Origin of the sequence: Chryseobacterium kimseyorum (genome assembly GCF_025971945.1) — a bacterium.
Lineage (GTDB): Bacteria > Bacteroidota > Bacteroidia > Flavobacteriales > Weeksellaceae > Chryseobacterium > Chryseobacterium kimseyorum.
In genome coordinates this window covers 18,419-37,782 of sequence record NZ_JAPDHW010000020.1, presented here as the reverse complement: position 1 = coordinate 37,782, position 19,364 = coordinate 18,419, and the positions used below count along the sequence as shown (strand labels likewise).

Here is a 19,364-nt window from a genome sequence, read left to right as displayed (position 1 = left end):
AGAAAAATTCAGGATGAGCGTTTTAAACAAAGCCAAAGATTATGTAGAAAACTTATTCAAAGATAAGTTATCTTCTGTATATTTTTACCATAATTTTATACATACCACATATGCTGTGAACAAGGCTGAGGAAATCATCAGCCACTCTGAAGTTTCTGATGCAGACAGAGAAAAAATCTTGCTGGCACTTTGGTTTCACGATGTAGGCTTTACCGATTGTAACGCAGAAGGTCATGAGAAAAAAGGAGTCGAAATCGTAACTGAATTTCTTCTTCACGAGAATGCTTCGCGCGAGTATATTGATGAGGTTGCCAAACTGATTCTTTCTACCGAAAAATACCATCAGCCTCAGAATTTTTTAGAGGAAATTATGAAAGATGCTGATTTCAGTCACTTCGCGAGTCCGTTTTATAATGATTCTGCAGAGGCTTTGCGTAAAGAGTGGGAACTCACCGGTGGAATGTGCTTTTCTAATGACGAATGGAACGTGATGAATGTAGATTTTCTTAAAAATAAACATCAGTATTTTACCGATTATGCGAAACAGAACTGGGAACCCCTGAAATTGAAAAACGTAAAAAAATTGGAAAAGAAGCTTGAAAAAGAAGAAAAGCCCAAAAAGGATAATTCAGACTCAAAAAAAGATAAAGACTCAAAGTCAGATAGAAGTGTAGACACGCTTTTCAGAGTGACCTTAAATAATCACACAAGGTTAAGTGATATTGCGGACAGTAAAGCAAATATTCTGCTCTCTGTAAATGCGATTATTATTTCGGTTTGTTTGTCGGTACTGGTTCCAAAATTAGATACACCGAAAAATGCTCACTTAATTATACCAACTTTTTTTCTGTTGATTTCTAGTGTTTTAACAATTATTTTTGCTATTCTTTCTACAAAACCGAATGTTACCAAAACTACTTTTACCAATCAGGATATTGCAGACCGCAAGGTGAATCTTCTGTTTTTTGGAAATTTTCATCAGATGGAATTCGGAAATTATCTCAATTCGATGCACGATTTAATTAAAGACAGAGATTACATCTATGATTCAATGGTGAAAGACTTGTATTTCCTTGGGAAAGTTTTAGACAGAAAATATAAATTACTTTCCATCACCTACACCATATTTATGACAGGAATAATTTCTTCTGTATTAGCGTTTGCGTATGCATTTCTAACGCTTTAGTGATGAAAATTAATTAAAAGAAACCCTCAACGCCAGCAATCCGGTAATTCCCTGAAGATCTTCAACTCTTAAAAATTCGACATCAGATTTCAGAATATCCAGTTTTTGAAGCCTGCTGATATACTGAAGATACTCGCGCTGATTTTCCATGCCAAAATAGACAATGGTAATTTTTCCCGGGCAGGTAATTCTTTCTGTGGAATCTTTAACGTGGGCTTTTTCAAGTCTTTTCTTAATGATTTCAAAATTGGAATTAAAAGCACCGTCAACATCAAAACGCTTCTCATCCATTCGGAAACGGATATCTATTTTTTCATTATAAACGAAAATTAAAGAGGCGATATCCATCGAAATCGGTAGATCTTTTTTGAACAGATGAAATTCATGTTCCATCGTGCAGATCGTTTCCAGCTGCCAATATCTCAACTCGTGAACAACTTTTGCAGAGTACGGCAACTCAGGTGCGATATTCGGACCGATGTAGAGATTGTGTTCAACGCCATCAGATTTAAACCTCTCAAAATAATGTGGGAAAATTTCCTGCGCAATCACCTGTTTCTGATCTAAAATATCCGCCAGTTTTCTATTCACCAGCATGATAGAATCATCGAGATTTTTTCGGTTAGCATAAAAAAGATCATTCTGCACAAAAACCTGACTGAAATAATTTTGAATGTTATTTTTAATAATTTCGTCGCTTTTCACTTCAAGCTGACCTTGAAGATAAGGATGAATTTCTTCTCTTAAAATTCGCTGAAAACGCTGTTCGGTATCGGCTTTTATTTCGTTATTGATTTCATTTTCAAAGACATCCAGTGCCAGTAAATATTTTTCGGAATTTGAGGAGTTAAGGAAAGTCATGACATCGTGAAGGACGTCTATTTGCTGATTCAGATCTTCCAGCATCAGATTGAAACGTTTGTCTGATGAGGAACGGATATCTGAAAAACTGAATAATGGCGTAAGATTTTTAAATGAAATCTCTTTTAAAGTATATATTTTTTTAGATAAATAGGCATTAAAGTAACGCTCTGCTTCATTTCTGAATTTCCAGATTACACTGTCGTGAATCGTGGTATATTCACGCTGAATAATAGCTTCAATCTGATTGTTTCTTTCATAAGAAAATCTGGTCAGAGAGAAAATAATCATGTCTGCAACAAACTCGAGTTTTTTCAGTTTTAAACCGTTTAAACTGTTGGCGATTGGTGAAGTAAATTCCATGATTGCCAGCAGTTCGCCGTCTTTCATAATAGGAATAACCATAAAGCTGTTGATCTGATGATCTTTCAGGATATTAAATGAAGGGAGTTTTTTAATCTCGTCATCTATTTTATCCACATCAGAAATAACGATTGGCTTCGAGTTGTAAGTGATATTTTCAAAAGCAGTTTTACGAATGTCTTCATCAAATGTATTGAGCCAAAAATCTAAAAGATAATTGGTGAAAACACTGTCGTAGATGGGCAACTTTTCAAGCCTTTTATTCTTATTATTAAAAAGCATTAACCCAAAATTCAACTCGGCAACATCGAAATAAGATTTGAAAATTTCTTTCAGGTTTTCATCCGGTGAAGGGTTTTCAAGATCAATTTTAATAAGCGTAGATTTCAGATCAGATAAAGCAACTTCTGTGGTGCAGTCGACAAGAGAAATGATACTGAAACCGTTTAAAATCCAGGATTCTGAAGGAAAGTATTTTTTCCACAGCTGAATATCATCCATGTTTTCGAGAAGCATATCGATCACAGCATCCTCCGGAATTTTCGTTTCTGCTGCAGGATACACATAACTGAAATCTGAGTTAACGGTGATTTTATAATGCTTCATAATTCCCTTCTTATCGGGAATGTCATAATAAAATGGTGTATTGACTCTAATATCTCTTTTCAGATATGTCTGCAGAATGAGGCAGCAGCAAAATACATAATATTCGTCATCACTGATATCTCTGAATTCTATTTCGAAATCTTTTCCGGCATCCGTTAAAATGTTCTGAAATCTTTCGGTGTAATTGAAAGTGAGATTAGTGAGCGGAATTCCGGCAGCTTTAATTTCATTTTTGGTTAAACCTGTCGGGAAGAGGTCAGCCAAAAGAAGTCTGATAAGATCTTTATGTTTTTCAAATACCGAAAGATCCTGAAAGCCGTCGCGTAATTCTTTGAAATTTTTAGTTTTTTCAATTAAAGATTCTGCATAGTTGGCGCGATATTCCAAGCGGTCATTGTACCGGATATGCTCCAGTATATCCAAATATTTTTTGAACGAGATAAAAACCTGAAACGGACTTTCTTTCTTATGAAGATTTGCCAAAATGTGAAAAAATTGAGAAGGTAAAGGTAAGAAAAAAGGTTTTTTAAAAAATGAATTATTCTAAAGTAATATTTCTAAAACAGAAAAAACCACTGCTCAATGACAGTGGTTTTTATATTGTTCCATTTCTGTATAAATCATACAGAATCGAAATTTATTTCTTAGGTTTTAAAGATAAATTGTCTAAATAAACTGCCTGATGAACACCATTCAGCATTACTTTCATACCAATATGTGAATCTTTTTTAAGAGAAATATTGACTGTTTTTTTACCACCAACTATTTTCGAAGGTTTGGCAAAAGAAACGTACGATTTTTTATCTGCCGAATTGTTAATGGTTAAAAGTTCAAGAGTAGTTTCTCCACCGTTGTCTGAAATATCAAAGGTTAACGTATAGTTCCCAGCTTTAATTTTCGGAGTTACCAAATACATTTTCTCTCCCGGACTGGTCATTGAATAAAAGGTAACTTTTTTTTCAGTAGCATAAAGCATCGCTTTTCCCTGCTCAGCAGTCCAACATTTATTGATTTCTTTCCAGGTATCAAAATTTTCCGTCAGTGACGTGACCGTTTTACACTGTGCATTTGCGGTTAGAAATCCTCCAAAAGTTATAATTCCTGCAAGTACTAATTTTCTCATAGATCTTTTATAAAGTATTAAGTAAAAGTAGATAAAAAAACAATATCTAAAAAGAGTGATTACAAGATTTAATATGACTTTTTCGGTTGGATAAATGCTTTATTGATTATAAAAAAATATGTATATTTTTAGCTTTTAATAGAATATGAAAAATCAGTTATATCATCATCTTGTAAAAATAATTCCTTCATTTGAGGAGGAAATCCATAAAGTTATTCCGTATTTCAAGCAAATACATTTCCCGAAAGATCATATTGTGGTTGATGAAGGAGATTCCGTAGAACAATTTTATTTCGTGATCAGAGGATCTTTACATCTCTATTTTAAAGATCGTCAGGGAAGTAAAAACACGATTCATTTTGCGATCGAAGACTGGTGGGTAACGGAATACAATGCTTTTTTAGGAACAGATCCTGCCGGCTTTGGAATTGAAACGATGGAAGAGACTGAAGTTTTAATGATTACCAGAGAAAATTTTGACCAGCTGTTAGTCGACTATCCGTTTATGGGAATTTATTTTAACAAAATACACATGCGTGCTTATGCTGCTTCTTTACAGAAACAGAAAACTTTTCCCATGACTTCAAAAAAAGATTTTCATGCTTATTTTTTCACAACCTATCCAGACTTGGTGATACGATTTCCAAATGAGGTGCTGGCATCTTACATAGGAATTTCACTGGATGAGTTTAAGGTTTACAGTGAAGATTTTCGTTCTTAAACCAGTTTAAGTTTTTTCAAATCGAAGTTACTGACCTTTGCTCTAATAAAAATCAGAACAATGAAAATAGTAATTATCGGAGGTACCGGTCTTATCGGATCTCAATTAGCCAATCTTTTAAAAGATCAGCACGAAGTCATTGTAGCATCACCCAACACAGGAATCAATACCATCACAGGAGAAGGTTTGGATTCAGCTTTGGAAAATGCAGATGTGGTAGTGGACGTTTCTAATTCACCTTCTTTTGCCGATGATGATGTTATGAATTTCTTCAGAACTTCTACCTCCAATCTTTTGGAAGCTGAGCAAAAAGCCCGGGTAAAACATCATATTGCTCTATCTGTTGTAGGTACTCAGAAACTGGGAGAGAGTGGTTATTTCAGAGCAAAACAGGCGCAGGAAGAATTGATAGGGAAGTCATCTATTCCTTATTCTATAGTACATGCAACGCAGTTTTTTGAATTTGCAGGTGGTGTTGCCGCTTCCAGCATAAAAGATGGTGGAATCTTTGTTACTGATGCATTGGTGCAGCCTATTGCAAGCTCCGAAGTGGCGAAATTCTTGGCAAAAACTGTAAGTAAGGATCCTATTTGTGGTATTGCCGAAATCGCCGGTCCTGAAAAAATGCCGATGAACCGTTGGGTTAAACATTATCTTTCTGTCATGAATCGTCCGTCGGAAATTACAATCGAAAAAGATGCACCCTATTTCGGAGCGGTCTTAGAGAATGATACTTTAGTTCCGGAAAAGGCAGTTTTTGAGAGCAGCATAAAATATGAGGAATGGATTGCAGATCCGCAAAACCAATGATAAAATTATGGCTGGTTTCATAGGTTTTTTTACAAGTTCCATCGGGAGAAAAGTGGTGATGGCGACAACAGGTTTATTTCTGATCAGTTTTTTGATTGTACACTGTGCTGTCAATGCTTTAATCTTTTTCAACGACAGGGGAAAGACTTTTAATATTGGTGCTCATTTTATGGGCACCAATCCTATTATTAGGACGATAGAAATCGTTTTGATTATTGGTTTTTTAGTGCATATTATTCAGGGGTTAATGATTTGGAGGCAGAACCGAAAAGCACGTCCAATTAATTATGCAGTAAGAAAAGCATCTCAAAACAGTACCTGGTACAGTAGAAGTATAGCATTGCTCGGGTTTTTTGATTTTTTCAAGTCCCAAATATTTATTGACGCACTATCTAAAAGCAAATCTGTTTTATAAACATTTTCATTAATTGATAAATCAAAAAGTGAACTTTCTGTAGGTATCAACTGATAAACGAATTCAGGAAAAAAATACTTAAAATTATCTTTATTTTTTGAAAGCTGTTCTTGTAGTATAAAAGTTTCATTTTCTTTTTGTATACTGTTCGTTTGATTTACTTTTCTTTCATTACTTGTTTTTTTATTTTGTCCGTCACATGATATTAGAAATGATAAAAACAAGCAAAGCAATATTTTTTTTATTAGTTCCATTCTTTCTCTTTTAATTTATTTTGATAATCTATTTCGGTTTTAGAGAGTTCTTCTTCTGTTTTGAAATTAAAATAAACGGAAGGATTGCATTTACCATTTAATCCTGGAGCTGAACCAACATTTGAAACTTCAAAATGTTGGTGAGGATTTCTTGTTGTAAAGTTAGTACCATTCCAACCAGAAACACCTGTTAAACCAATTACATCATTGTATTTTACTTCTTCACCTTCTTTAAAATAATTGTTTTTACTTAAATGCCAAAATGTAAGATAATAGTTTTATTCTCATCAAATCCTTTTTGTAGGATTTCTCCTTTAGATTTGTAATTTCTACTCATTTCTATGTTCTAAAAAATAAAAAATTTTTAAATAAAGAATATTAATATATAATCACGCGAAAGAGTTCTTGTGGTAGCGAGTGGATATGTGCCACATGTCTTAATATTTTTTGAAAATTATAAATACATAAATGTAATGTCATCTGTATGAGGCCAAAAAATATGATCACTCTTTTACTGCAGAATTAAGTTATTGAAGATTCCTCATTAGTTGCAAGTTTCAAATGTGATTAATAAAGATTATAGATAGTTTTGTCAATAAATAATGTATCAATTGTGATACTGGCAAATCATTTTAAGTAAAATTACTTGTCACTACCGATAAATACGACTTCACCATTAACCACCCACTCATTGTTCGTGTTCCATTGCCCATCACAATTTTCTTGAAAGGAGTCCAATATTGCAGTTTTCGTAGTACTGATAAGCTGACATGTGTAATTTTCATATAAATCTTCTTTACCTCCATCGCTTAGATCTCCAATTATAATTGCATCTAAAACTAAGTATTTTTTATTTGGTGAAAATCTTATATCAAGCTCACTTCCCCAATCTAAATCCCAATTTTTTATTACAGTAGTGTCTTTTGTATTGCTAATAAAAACAGGATCTTTCCAAAGGTTTTTGGAATAATCAAAGGTGCCAAAATATAAATGTAAATTCTGACTAAACTTAATTAGTGTATCCCTTTTGGGCACCATAATTTTATAAGAATTTTTATTAGAATGAGAATTTAATGATGGATTTGTTTTTTTACAACTTAAAAATCCACTTATTAATGCGATTATCAGTATAGGTTTCATGTTGCTTATGTGTGAATTATTTTAAAAATGAACTGTTTTTCATGTTATTGTATCTTATTGGCATTTTTGTCCCTCGTCTCTTTTTCCCATAATAATCAATAATTAATTTTTCGTATTCAGAATGTTTAATTCCCCAGTTAGCGGGGTTTTTTGAGATGGAAGGGTTCTCTTTAAAGAAATAAGTTAATGCTTTTCCAAAATCTTCTTTGACATATGCTGGTCGATTAATATGTTGATCTAAAGCAGTCGCTTTCCCAAGCTTTGATTTTAGATAATCACTTATTTTGTATTCATAGCCTTGAGGAATTATTGGGAGAACCTTGTTTCTTAACCTTAAAATAAAATCTTCAATTTGCTTTGCTTGAAAATAAGGATCCTTTGCCGCATTTATTAATGGTTCTATAGGAATACATTGTACTTTCTTTTTATAATTCTGTGCGTTGAAACCATCTCGTATTTTAGTTTTTAATTCACTTCCCGTAATATCTTGGTAATATGCTCTCCACTTAACTATTTCTTTTCTGCCAACCTTTGTAATTTCTTTTTTCACATCCCAACTACAATTTTCAAAAAGCTTTTTAAATCTGTCAGGATATTCCTCCTTAAACTCTTGCATTTGTATTGGAAACTCACCGTAACCTGCGGGATTAATTGTTTTTTGCATCGCTCCAACAGTCACTATTTCTGAATCGTAGGACTGAACTGAATCTAGATTTCCTTCATTTTCCGACATTCCTATGATAATATTTTTCTCCTCATCAGTAATTTTATTTGTATTTAATAAAATATTCCATTGAGCATAATTGGCAAGTTTTAATAGTCCCCAGAACACAGGACCATATTTTGGATTTTTTTTCCCAAATTTTACACAATTAATTTTATTTCTATAGTTTATTCCACAACTATCATCTACATCTGTATTTTCAATAGTTTTATTATCATGTTTCTTTTCCTCCACTACTGCTGTACTTTTTGCATTAGCCTGTTTCTTCGCTTCTTCTTTCAAGTCAACATCAATCTTTGAAGATTTTGCCTCAATACCTAAACAAATTACTTCTGCAAAAATTTCCTGATGTCTTCCTGTCCAATATTCACCACTGTCTGGTTTTTCAGAATTATTTCCTATTTCTCCTATCTCTTGATATTCGTCAGTTAATCTGATGTAGACCTCTTGTTTGTTTGCCTTAAATGTATGTTCTACATTATATAATAAATCATTTTTTCCGCTGTTGTCATGCTCCCATAGTTTAAGCCTGTATTTTTCACCGACAACATTTTCTGCTTCTATTATAAGTTTTATGACATCACCAAATTTAGGATTTTCTGCAAAAGATTTTCCATGTAAATCGACCAATTTTATGCTTTTGATTTTTCCTTTTTTATCAGGCTGGTTTTTAGCTGAACTAGGTTTTGTTGACGCTTTTGGACTTTCTTTTTTTGGTTTTGGAATTGAAACTGCTTTTTGCTGTTGTTTTGGATGCCGAAGTAAAGGGTTTGTTTTTTCAATATTAAGTTCAGTGTTCGTTACATTTACATTTTGACTGTCTTCTAAAATCTTCCCATTAAATTCTGCTGTCACATAATATTCATGCTTGCTTTTGTCATCTTCTTTCCTATTTGCTAAAGAGATAAATGTTGGGTTAAGGGAAAAACTCCATTGAGCTTTTCCAAATTTATTAACTTGAATGGGAGATGACTTAGTGACGAATTGATTTTTAATATTGTGTCCAATTTTAGCTTCATCGTCTTCCCATAATTTGAAAAGTATCTTCTCACCTTCTAGTCCTTCACAAATTGCTGTGGCCTTCAAACGATCTCGATAACTTAATGTTTTATTTATTTTGGTACCGTCTTCATAAGTAAGTATAACATTATTTATATCTTTTTCCACTGCAACTTTCTTTTCATTTTTTTGTGGTAGTACAATAAGAGACATTGGAGAATGTCCCTCGGGCATATGAAGATAACCTTCGATTTTAAATATGTATTTGTAGGCATTTTTTCCAAAAGTGAAATGATTGATGCCCTTCTTCTTTATGTTTGTAGAGCTAAAACCATTATCTGTTTTTATAAACAATTCCCAAGTAACGTTCGCGAGGTTCCTATCTAATAGTGGTGTAGCTGGATACCATTGATCAACAATATAGAATACTTTTTCTCCAACTTTCGGATTTGTATTTCCCAATATTTTATAAACTCCTTTTTTTGCCATGACTTTTAAATTTATTTCTACCAAGCATGTGGTTCGTTATTATTATCTATCTCCTCCTTAAACTCCTCAAAATCCACCAAAGGATTATACATATGCTGCTCTTGCGAATCAGCTTTGTCGAGATTGCTTTTACCTATCTCACTCTGTTGACCATGTTTAAAAATGGTAATTTTTCCTCCAGTGCTGCACATTAATTCGGATATTTCCGTGACGCAGCATTTGCCCATAACTTTAACTTTGTCATAGGTTTTCATCCATTTTCCGGCTGGTGCGTAGGAGCAGGGGAGATAGCCACTGGAGCTGGGTTTGAGTTTGCAGTTTCCGAAGGGCATTGCAATTGGATCAAGTGTGAGATCATCTTCAGTTACGGCGAGATAATCTGTTAGACCGTCCGCATCATTCCAATAATGTTTTTGATGACTGGTTACTTTGAATTTTGGAAATTTAAAACCCTGATTGCATTGACACATCCCTTTTTGGATCACAAAGTATTTTCCATCGTGATCGCTGGAACTGCTTTCTTCCTCAATAATGCTGTTGTCTACATTCTGTTCATCTTTGTCATTTGTCTCCTTAAAAACCTCTTTCTCATCTTCGGAATCTTCATCTTCGGATAAATGTTTCTCGTGATCATCATAGTCATTCTGAGCATATACTTCATTTGCGGTGATCATATCTGAGTCTGACCGCGTATCCTCCACTAAATACTGGGGATCTTCGGGAATTAAAATTTTCGTGCCTGCTGGAATTTCGTCCTGAATAGTTTCTCCCATTAAGCAATGAAGATTATGAAATGTCTTCAGGTAATTTTCGTTTTTAATCTTAAATTTTTCCGCAATGTTCGCAAATGAGTCATTAGGTTTTGTAGTGTAGCTTTTCATTTCAATTTTGTGTTAGTTGTAAACGGTGTTCCTGAAATAATTCGTCCTGAAACCATATTTTAACAGAGGATTTGACTTTAAGCAACTGTTTTGAAATTTTATCAGAAGAGTAATTTATCTCAATCTCTACCTGGACATGATCTTCTATACTTTCGTCTTCGATTCGCATTCCTTTAAGAAGTTCTCTCAAACTGCAGTTTTCTGAGAGACTTCCGGAAATAGTTGTCTGGATATATTTTTCATCTTTAAATTCATGTTCTGTTTTACATTCAAATTCCAGAGGGAATGAATTGGGGTAGACTGTAAATTTATCTTTCCAAACAGTTTTTTTATGGAACCAGTTCAGGTTGGGAAACAATATTTGATACAGAATATTGGATTGTATCTGTCTTAGAAAATAACTTTCATCAGAAATATTATGTTCAAAAGTTTCGAGATAATTTTTAGAAATTTCTCCAATATGAAAATCTTCAATGTCATTTCTTTTTGACTTAAATTTTTCTATTATTTTTTGATGTGCAAAACACGAATGAATGGTCCCGTTTTCTGAAAGTTCAAGTGAAATAGGGTAGATACTTTTCATACACTCCAAAGATAGAGAAGAGATTTTATCATCCGGAACGTTGCCGTTTTTTGTATAGTTTTTTAACTCAATGTCTGCTATGAAATTTCTTTGCTTTTGCTGAATGTTGAGGTTGACGATGTAGTTAAATTTTGATTCCTGTTTTCCGGGATGCTCAAAATTTTCTTCAACAGAATATCGATTGGGGTGAAAATTTTGAAAGTAATTTTCAGAAGGCAGCATTTTACGGTTCTGATTTTCCTGCTCTTCTTCAGTGATAAAATGAGTAGGAATCATTACAAATTCAATTCCCTTTAAGTTGGTTACCCAAAGCTTATTCATCTTGCCACAGTTTTGATTGTGGAATTCTTTCAGATCATTCTCAGAGATGTTGATTCTTTGAGCGAGCGAAGTCAGGGTGTCGTCGGGACGAACTTTGTGCCTGATAAAATTTTGCGGAATCATTGGTGTTTGTTATTTTCATCACATTAAAGTTAAAAAAGATTTTGCAGAAAATTTGTAGTAGTTCTACGACAAGTGATGTTAAAATTTAAATTTTAACACAAAAAAACCTCCCAAAATAAATTGAAAGGTTAAGTATATTTTTTGAATTGAATTTTTACAGTCCGAACTGCTTAGCAAACAAATCAGGGAAAACGCCCAGTACCACTAATGAAGCAATAATTACTACCGCAACAATATTGTAGGTTACCGTTACTTTTTCTGAAGTTTTGAAAGTGGTTTCCTTAAAGAAGAACATGGCAATAATCAGTCTTAAATAATAAGCAATAGAAATTGCCGAACCTAAAACCGCAACGATTATTAAGAAAGTATTGTCATCCTTCGTTAAGGCCTGAGCAAATAATGAGAATTTACCCATAAATCCTGCCGTCAAAGGAATTCCCGCCATTGATAATAAAGAGATCGTTGCTACAACAGCCAATAAAGGTTCTGTTTTCGCCAATCCTTTGAAAGCTCCGAAGGAGGTTTCTCTTTTGATTTTTTCTACCCAGATTAAACACATAAAAACTCCTACTGTAGACAGTGAATATGCGAATAAGTAAAATGCTAATGTATAGGTAGAAAGCGCATTCATTCCGAAGAACACTAAACCGATATATCCTGCGTGAGATACTGAAGAGTAGGCCAACATTCTTTTTGCATTGGTCTGTGCAAGTCCCATAACGTTGGCAAGAACCAAAGTGATGATTAAGAAAACTCCAAGAATGTTAATCCATTCAGCAGTTACGCCGGAGAATCCTATGGTCATTAATCTGAATAAAGCAAAGAAACCTGAGATTTTCACCACACTTGCCATGAAAGCCGTAATCAGTGAAGGTGAACCTGCATATACATCCGGACTCCACATGTGGAAAGGTGCCAAAGCTACTTTGAATGACATTGCACAAAGCATTAGAATCACTCCTAAAATTAACATGATATTGTTAGGATTCGTAATGGTGAATTCCTGAATTCTGTATAAATCGAAAGTTCCTGTACTTCCGTAGATAAATGCGATACCAAACAACAGAAAACCTGTCGCAAATGCACCCATCAGGAAATACTTAATAGAAGCTTCGTTTGATCTTAAATCTGTTTTGTTTGCTCCCGCCATTACGTATAACGGAATAGAAAGAATCTCAATCCCTAAGAATAAAGTCACTAGGTTTTGGAAACCGAAAAGGATGATTCCGCCACTCAAAGCGAAAAGCATCAAGGCATACAATTCTGACTGGTGGCTTCTGTGATTGCTGAATGCAAAACCTCCTAAAAAGAACAGCAGTAAAGTTGTTACCAAAGATATTTTTGTAAACAACGCAGTGTTTGCGGTGTAGTCATACATGTGTCTGTACTGCGCGAAGAATGAAGCCTCCGGTAAGAAACTCACATACAAGGCAACAATTAATCCAAAAATCCCAATGTATCTTGCGAATTTTCCTTGCTCAAAAACTCCCGAAAATAACGCAGCAACTGCAGTTAGGAAAACAATAATTAAAACACTCATAATTTATATTTGAGATGAGAAGGTTTAAAGTTTTTAGTTTAAAGTTTTCAGTTCAGTGTTTGAAGTTGAACTTTTTCTTTGCTATTTTACTTTTAACCTCTTAATTCTTTAATCTTTTACTATTTAAAATCTTTTAATGTTAATTAATCATTGAAGTATAAATAAACTTCAGTGAACTACTTACCATATCAATGACCGGCTGAGGAAAAACTCCCAGAACAATTACAAATACTGCAATACTTGCCAATACCGAGAATTCTACTGCTGATAAATCTTTAGCTGTACTTAAAACCGCATCATCTCCCGGTCCGAACATTGCTTTTCCGTAGAATCTCAATAAATATACTGCACAAAGAATAACGGTAAGACCTGCAATTACTGAAGCCAGTACATTAAAGTCGAAGATCGATTTGATCAAAATAAATTCTCCGATGAAACCATTCGTCAACGGAACGCCCATTGAACCTAATATGATTATTAAAAACAAAACGGCAAACTTCGGAGCAACTTTCGCCAAACCTCCCATCTGTCTGATGTCTCTAGATTTAAATCTTTTGTATAAAATATCAGCACAGAAGAATAAACCTGCCACGTTAATACCGTGAGCAAATGTCTGTACCAAAGCTCCTTCAGCTCCTTCAATGGTAAATGTACCTCTTAAAGTAAGAACTGCAGAAGAGAAAATTCCTGCCACCATCAATCCAACGTGAGAGAAAGATGAATACGCAATGATTCTCTTCATATCGGTCTGTATGATTGCGATTAACGCTCCGTGGACAATTCCTACAATCGCCAGAATAATAACAATCTGTCCGGAAATCCCGAAGATTGCTGTCGGTGTGATCGGAATCAAATAACGAAGTACACCATATATTGCCATTTTAAGCATAATCCCTGATAACAACATCGATCCCTGAGTAGGAGAGTAGGTATAAGTATCCGGTTGCCAAGTGTGGAATGGGAAAACCGGAAGTTTTACTGCAAATGCAAAGAAGATAAACCAGAAAACAACAATCTGTTGAGTTTCACCAAGGTCTGCGTTATACAAATCTGTTAAAGCAAATGATGCTGAATGCGTGTAAACGTAGATTAAACCAGCCAACATAAACAAAGATCCTACGAAAGTATACACGAAGAATTTTGTAGTGAACTCCAGTCTTTTGTTTTCCTGACCCCAAAGTGCGGCGATAAACCAGATCGGAATCAAAGTTACTTCCCAGAAAATGTAGAACAACAATCCGTCTAAAGCAGTGAAAACACCCACCAATCCGAACTGCATCAGCAAAATCAGACCGTAGAAAGAATTTTTATAGCTTACATTTTCATTAAAAGATGATAAAATAATGATGGGCATCAAAATATTGGTCAACAATAAAAGTAACAAGCTCATTCCGTCAATTCCGAAATGAAGGTTACTTTTTATAAACTGTGACCAAGGATAGTTGATCTCGTACTGCAATACGCTGTCTACGGTTGGATTAAAATCAAAATCCGAAACAACGTAAAATGTAAGCAGCATTTGAATCAAAGCAATTCCTAATGCCAGGTATTTACTGGAAGTATTCCTCCATGCAAAGACCAATCCCGAACCTACTAGAGGTAAAAGTAATAATGTTAATAGTAAATAAGACATTATTGTAATATAAAGTTAACAATCAGTATAATTCCCACAGCTAAAGACATGATCAGAATGTAGTTTTCTACATTTCCGTTCTGTATACGCTTCATCGATCTTCCGCTGTCTTCAGCGCCTTCCCCGATGTAGTCTACAAAACGATCCAGTACGCCTTTGTCAAACATTTTCCCGCCACGTCCCAGTCCTTCAACGGTTTTTACAATCAATGCATTGTAAAGTTCGTCAACGTACAGTTTTTTAGCAGAAAGTTTTTCCCATCCTGTATAATCGTCTTCAGCAATAGCTCTTTTTTTCTTATTTACATAAGTATTTTTTACGATAAACCAAACTGCAAAGAACATAGCAACAGTTGCTCCCAAAAGAATAAATTCTGTGCTCTCTGCTACGCCTGTAAGTGTAGATTCCATTTGCTTAAAGCTTTCCTGTGTCAGTACCGGTTTCAGCCATTCCATTAATTTAGCATAATGACCGTGACCGATGAAGTGAGGAAGGTTAATGAAACCTCCAAGAACTGAAAGGACAGCCAGAACGATTAACGGTAAAGTCATGTTTAATGGACTTTCGTGTAAATGATGTTTTTGATCATCCGTACCTCTGAAATCTCCATGGAAAGTCAGGTAATACAATCTGAACATATAAGTTGCAGTAACAGCCGCCAAGATGAATAGCATCACCCAGTAAACAGGGTTTTTAGCATAAGCTGCAACTAAAATTTCGTCTTTTGAAATCATCCCTGATAATAAAGGGAATCCTGAGATTGCTAAAGTTCCGATCAGGAAAGTTGCGTGTGTGATTGGAATATATTTTTTCAAACCTCCCATGAAACGCATATCCTGTTCGTTGCTCATTGCGTGAATGACAGAACCTGCACCTAAGAATAACAAAGCTTTAAAGAAAGCATGCGTCATTACGTGGAACATTGCAGTTGTGTAAGCTCCCAAACCTAAAGCGATGAACATGAAACCAAGCTGTGAAACTGTAGAATATGCCAATACTTTTTTGATGTCGTTCTGACGTAATGCATAGAAACCTGCCAATGCTGCGGTTAAAAATCCGATTAATAAAATTCCGTCCTGTACGGTTGGAGCTAAAGTAAATAAGAAGTTTGATCTTACCACTAAATAAATACCTGCCGTTACCATCGTCGCCGCGTGAATCAATGCAGAAACCGGAGTCGGACCAGCCATCGCATCGGGTAACCATGTATATAAAGGAACCTGAGCAGATTTTCCGGTAGCACCAATAAATAAACTCGCTGTAATAAAGATGATGATTGTTCCATCCAGTTCAAATTTCCCTGAGTTTTGAGCAACAGTTAAATAATCAACTGCATTTGTCTGAGATGCAATCATAAAGATTCCGATCAACAAAGCAAGGTCACCAATTCTGTTCATGATGAAAGCTTTTCTTGCCGCTTTCCCATATTCTTCGTTCGTGTACCAGAAACCGATCAATAAGTAAGAACACAAACCTACACCTTCCCATCCGATGAATAAGATTAGGTAGTTGCTTCCCATTACCAAAAGTAACATCGAGAAGATAAACAGATTTAAATAAGTAAAAAACTTATAGAAACCTTTATCATGACTCATATATCCGATAGAGTAGAGGTGAATCAAAGATCCGATTCCTGTAATAATCATCACCATCATTAATGACAGCTGATCGATCTGGAAACCGAAGTTAATTTGAATTCCGTTGACTCTGAACCATTCAAAAGCTTTTACGATTACGGGCTGGCTTTCAGAATCGAAATTCAGAAATAAGCTTACCGCAATACAGAAAGATCCGAAAACAGCAATTGTAGCCAGGCTTCCAACAACTATTTTTGGAAGATTTTTTCCGAATAAACCGTTAATGAGAAAACCTAAAAGTGGTAAAAGTATTATTGCATAGACTAAATTCTCCATTCTTTATCCTCTTAATTTATTAAATATACTTACATCCACAGAACGGGTATTTCTATATAGCATCGCAATAATTGCCAAACCTACAGCAACTTCTGCAGCGGCAACCACCATAATGAAGAAAACTAAAAGTTGTCCGTCACTGTTCCCGTTGTACGCTGAAAATGCAGCCAACAAAAGGTTTACAGAATTAAGCATAAGCTCCACACAACCCAAAATTACAATCGCGTTTTTTCTCAGCAATACTCCCAAAACCCCAAGACAGAACAGTACTGACGAAAGGATAATGAAATATTCCAAAGGGACGCTTTGCATAAAAGTATTTACTTCTCCCATAATTTATAAATCTTTTTTACCGATTAATACCGCACCTACAATCCCTGCTAAAATCAGGATGGAAGCAAGCTCAAACGGCAAAACATATTCGTTGAATAAAAGTCTTCCCAGGTTCTTTGTAAGACCAACGCCTTTGTCTACGCCTTCAATAACAACGTGCTTGTTTTGAACTCCTCTGAAAACACCCAAAACCCCAATTAATAAAAGACCTGCTGTAAAAACTCCGACAAACTTTAAAGTATTGTTCTTCTTACTTTCGTCTTCTTTATTAAGGTTAAGCATCATTAAGATATAAAGGAATAAAACCATGATCGCACCTGCGTAAACGATAATCTGTATGATGGCCAGGAATTGAGCATTTAGAAGAATGTACATTCCGGCGATTGAAAACATTGTAACAATTAATGACAGAATAGCGTAGAGAGGATTTCTCGCAAATACGAAGTAAACCGCACTTGACACTGCTAAAAACGCCACCAAGAAAAATAAAAACTGATCCATTATTTTACCGCATTTTTTTGTTTCTCGGACTGTCTTTCAGTGATGTCAATCCTTTCATTAATTTTTTCAACCAATTTATCTTTTCCATAAATGAAAGAACCTCTGTTTGTTTCTACATCTACCAAACGGTCTGTCAGATAAATTGCAGATTTCGGACAAGCCTCTTCACACATACCGCAGAAAATACATCTCAACATATTGATTTCATATACTGATGCATATTTTTCTTCTCTGTAAAGATCTTTTTCTTCTCTAGTTCTTTCAGAAGCGGTCATTGTAATCGCTTCAGCAGGACATGCCACCGCGCACAAACCACAAGCTGTACATCTTTCTCTGCCCTCTTCATCCCTTTTCAGAACGTGCTGACCTCTCCAGATATCTGCTCTCGGTTTTTGTACTTCCGGATAAGAATAAACATTCGGAGCACGTTTTACAACGGTTCTCACAGCATGCTTAAAAGTAATCCCCATACCTTTGAAAATCGCCGGAAGGTAGATTTTTTCAGCAAGGGTCATTTCTTTATTCGAAACAACTTTTGATCTGTTGGTTAATTTCATTTTTTATTGTTTAAATGTTGGAAGATGGAAGCTGGGTGATGGAACTTATCTCATCGCCGCTTTCTCATCAGCTCATTTTTCAAATTTATATTTCTGTTAGAATTTGTAAGTGGGATGTTTGATGTCAAATTCCCATTTTCAAATTCTCAAATTATTTCATTTTCAAATTAATTACCGAACGCTAAAATTACCGCTCCTGTAATCATCAAGTTCACCAGTGCCAATGGAATTAAAGTTTTCCATCCTAAGTGCATCAATTGGTCATATCTGAATCTTGGAAGTGTCCATCTGATCCACATAAAGATCAAAATTCCGACAATCGTTTTCGTTAAGAATGCGACGATGCTTAAAATTCCGGCAGCATTTTCTCCCCAGTTTTGTGTTACCCACTCAATTCCCGGATAGTTGTAACCTCCGAAGAAAAGAACTACGATAAATGCATTTGAAATAAACATGTTCACATATTCACCAAACATATACAATCCTAACTTCATTGAAGAATATTCGGTAGAATATCCTGTTACCAGTTCAGATTCACACTCAGGTAAATCGAAAGGGTGACGGTTGGTTTCTGCCAACGCCGATACAAAGAAAATTAAAAATGCTAAAGGCTGGTAAAGTATATTCCAGTTTAATCCGTCTATCTCAAAAAGACCCCATATTTTCCCTGAAGTCTGAGTTTCGGTAATTACTTTTAAATCTAAACTTCCAGTCATCATAATGATGGAAAGCAATGCAAGACCCATCGCCAATTCGTAAGAAATCATCTGCGAAGAAGCACGGATGGCACCCAATAATGAATACTTGTTGTTAGAAGCCCAGCCTCCGATCATAATTCCGTAAACTCCGATAGAAGCCATACCGATAATGAACAGTACACCTACATCAATATTAGCCACCTGTAAATCGAAAGACTCACCACCAATATTCAATGTTTTACCCCAAGGAATTACTGCCCCGGTAATCAGTGAAATAAACATCACTAATGCAGGTCCCAGTACAAAAAGGAATCTTTCTGCATTTTGAGGCGTAAAATCTTCTTTAAAGAAAAATTTTCCACCATCTGCAAGAGGCTGCAGTAAACCGAATGGTCCGGATCTGTTTGGCCCGATTCTGTCCTGCATGATTGCCGCCACTTTTCTTTCTGCCCAGGTAGAGTAGGCCGCTATCGTTAATGATAACAGGAAAAGCGCCAGTACAAGTATTAATTTAAATGTAAGTAAATCCATTTTTTATAGTTTGAAATTTGAGATTTGACGTTTGAGATTTGTACTCATTTTCAAATTTT

The 19,364-nt window shown here is 35.0% G+C and carries 17 protein-coding genes; 4 read left to right on the top strand and 13 right to left on the bottom strand.

Features of this window, described 5'->3' with window-relative positions:
• Positions 1-13: 13 nt before the first annotated feature.
• Positions 14-1,186, top strand: coding sequence for a Pycsar system effector family protein (locus tag OMO38_RS18380; protein WP_264751636.1), 1,173 nt, complete (start codon positions 14-16; stop codon positions 1,184-1,186).
• Between the two features lie 9 nt (positions 1,187-1,195).
• On the opposite strand, the gene OMO38_RS18375 is transcribed toward OMO38_RS18380, so the two are convergent.
• Both OMO38_RS18375 and OMO38_RS18370 read right to left on the bottom strand, forming a co-directional pair.
• Positions 1,196-3,499: a GAF domain-containing protein gene (locus tag OMO38_RS18375; RefSeq protein ID WP_264751635.1), complete on the bottom strand. Its 2,304-nt coding sequence runs from the start codon at positions 3,497-3,499 to the stop codon at positions 1,196-1,198.
• Between the two features lie 154 nt (positions 3,500-3,653).
• Positions 3,654-4,139, bottom strand: coding sequence for a hypothetical protein (locus OMO38_RS18370; protein WP_264751634.1), 486 nt, complete (start codon positions 4,137-4,139; stop codon positions 3,654-3,656).
• Between the two features lie 145 nt (positions 4,140-4,284).
• Between OMO38_RS18370 and OMO38_RS18365 the strand changes: the two genes are divergently transcribed.
• From OMO38_RS18365 to OMO38_RS18355, 3 genes are read left to right on the top strand one after another with little or no spacing between them, the layout of a single operon-like run.
• Positions 4,285-4,860 carry a Crp/Fnr family transcriptional regulator gene (locus OMO38_RS18365; protein ID WP_264751633.1) on the top strand — a complete coding sequence of 192 codons (576 nt, stop codon included), beginning with the start codon at positions 4,285-4,287 and terminating at the stop codon, positions 4,858-4,860.
• 60 nt (positions 4,861-4,920) lie between these two features.
• Positions 4,921-5,670, top strand: a complete 750-nt coding sequence (locus OMO38_RS18360; protein ID WP_264751632.1) for an SDR family oxidoreductase — start codon at positions 4,921-4,923, stop codon at positions 5,668-5,670.
• Positions 5,636-6,085, top strand: coding sequence for a succinate dehydrogenase/fumarate reductase transmembrane subunit (locus OMO38_RS18355; protein WP_264751631.1), 450 nt, complete (start codon positions 5,636-5,638; stop codon positions 6,083-6,085). The genes OMO38_RS18360 and OMO38_RS18355 overlap by 35 nt, the downstream gene beginning before the upstream one ends.
• Positions 6,086-6,981: 896 nt before the next feature.
• On the opposite strand, the gene OMO38_RS18350 is transcribed toward OMO38_RS18355, so the two are convergent.
• The 11 genes from OMO38_RS18350 to nuoH all read right to left on the bottom strand — a co-directional run bounded on the left by OMO38_RS18350 (position 6,982) and on the right by nuoH (position 19,305).
• The gene (locus tag OMO38_RS18350) at positions 6,982-7,479 is read right to left on the bottom strand and encodes a hypothetical protein (RefSeq protein ID WP_264751630.1); all 498 of its coding nucleotides are present in this window, start codon (positions 7,477-7,479) and stop codon (positions 6,982-6,984) included.
• A gap of 16 nt (positions 7,480-7,495) precedes the next feature.
• The gene (locus tag OMO38_RS18345) at positions 7,496-9,691 is read right to left on the bottom strand and encodes a hypothetical protein (RefSeq protein WP_264751629.1); all 2,196 of its coding nucleotides are present in this window, start codon (positions 9,689-9,691) and stop codon (positions 7,496-7,498) included.
• A 17-nt stretch (positions 9,692-9,708) separates the two neighbouring features.
• The gene (locus OMO38_RS18340; RefSeq protein WP_264751628.1) at positions 9,709-10,572 is read right to left on the bottom strand and encodes a DUF4280 domain-containing protein; all 864 of its coding nucleotides are present in this window, start codon (positions 10,570-10,572) and stop codon (positions 9,709-9,711) included.
• Position 10,573: 1 nt separating this feature from the next.
• Entirely contained in the window at positions 10,574-11,599 is a 1,026-nt protein-coding gene (locus OMO38_RS18335) for a LysM peptidoglycan-binding domain-containing protein (protein WP_264751627.1), read from the bottom strand.
• 154 nt (positions 11,600-11,753) lie between these two features.
• Entirely contained in the window at positions 11,754-13,139 is a 1,386-nt protein-coding gene (locus OMO38_RS18330) for an NADH-quinone oxidoreductase subunit N (RefSeq protein ID WP_264751626.1), read from the bottom strand.
• Positions 13,140-13,278: 139 nt separating this feature from the next.
• Positions 13,279-14,772, bottom strand: coding sequence for a complex I subunit 4 family protein (locus OMO38_RS18325; protein ID WP_264751625.1), 1,494 nt, complete (start codon positions 14,770-14,772; stop codon positions 13,279-13,281).
• Positions 14,772-16,685 carry an NADH-quinone oxidoreductase subunit L gene (gene nuoL / locus OMO38_RS18320; protein WP_264751624.1) on the bottom strand — a complete coding sequence of 638 codons (1,914 nt, stop codon included), beginning with the start codon at positions 16,683-16,685 and terminating at the stop codon, positions 14,772-14,774. Before nuoL ends, OMO38_RS18325 begins: the two co-directional genes overlap by 1 nt.
• Before the next feature lie 3 nt (positions 16,686-16,688).
• Positions 16,689-17,018, bottom strand: coding sequence for an NADH-quinone oxidoreductase subunit NuoK (nuoK, locus tag OMO38_RS18315; protein ID WP_047447237.1), 330 nt, complete (start codon positions 17,016-17,018; stop codon positions 16,689-16,691).
• Positions 17,019-17,021: 3 nt separating this feature from the next.
• Positions 17,022-17,519 (bottom strand): NADH-quinone oxidoreductase subunit J family protein, encoded by a 498-nt coding sequence (locus OMO38_RS18310; protein ID WP_264751623.1) that lies wholly within the window; start codon positions 17,517-17,519, stop codon positions 17,022-17,024.
• A complete protein-coding gene (locus OMO38_RS18305; RefSeq protein ID WP_047447230.1) occupies positions 17,519-18,076 on the bottom strand; it encodes a NuoI/complex I 23 kDa subunit family protein in 558 nt (185 codons plus the stop codon). Before OMO38_RS18305 ends, OMO38_RS18310 begins: the two co-directional genes overlap by 1 nt.
• 167 nt (positions 18,077-18,243) lie before the next feature.
• The gene (gene nuoH, locus OMO38_RS18300; RefSeq protein WP_229985866.1) at positions 18,244-19,305 is read right to left on the bottom strand and encodes an NADH-quinone oxidoreductase subunit NuoH; all 1,062 of its coding nucleotides are present in this window, start codon (positions 19,303-19,305) and stop codon (positions 18,244-18,246) included.
• Positions 19,306-19,364 lie beyond the last annotated feature (59 nt).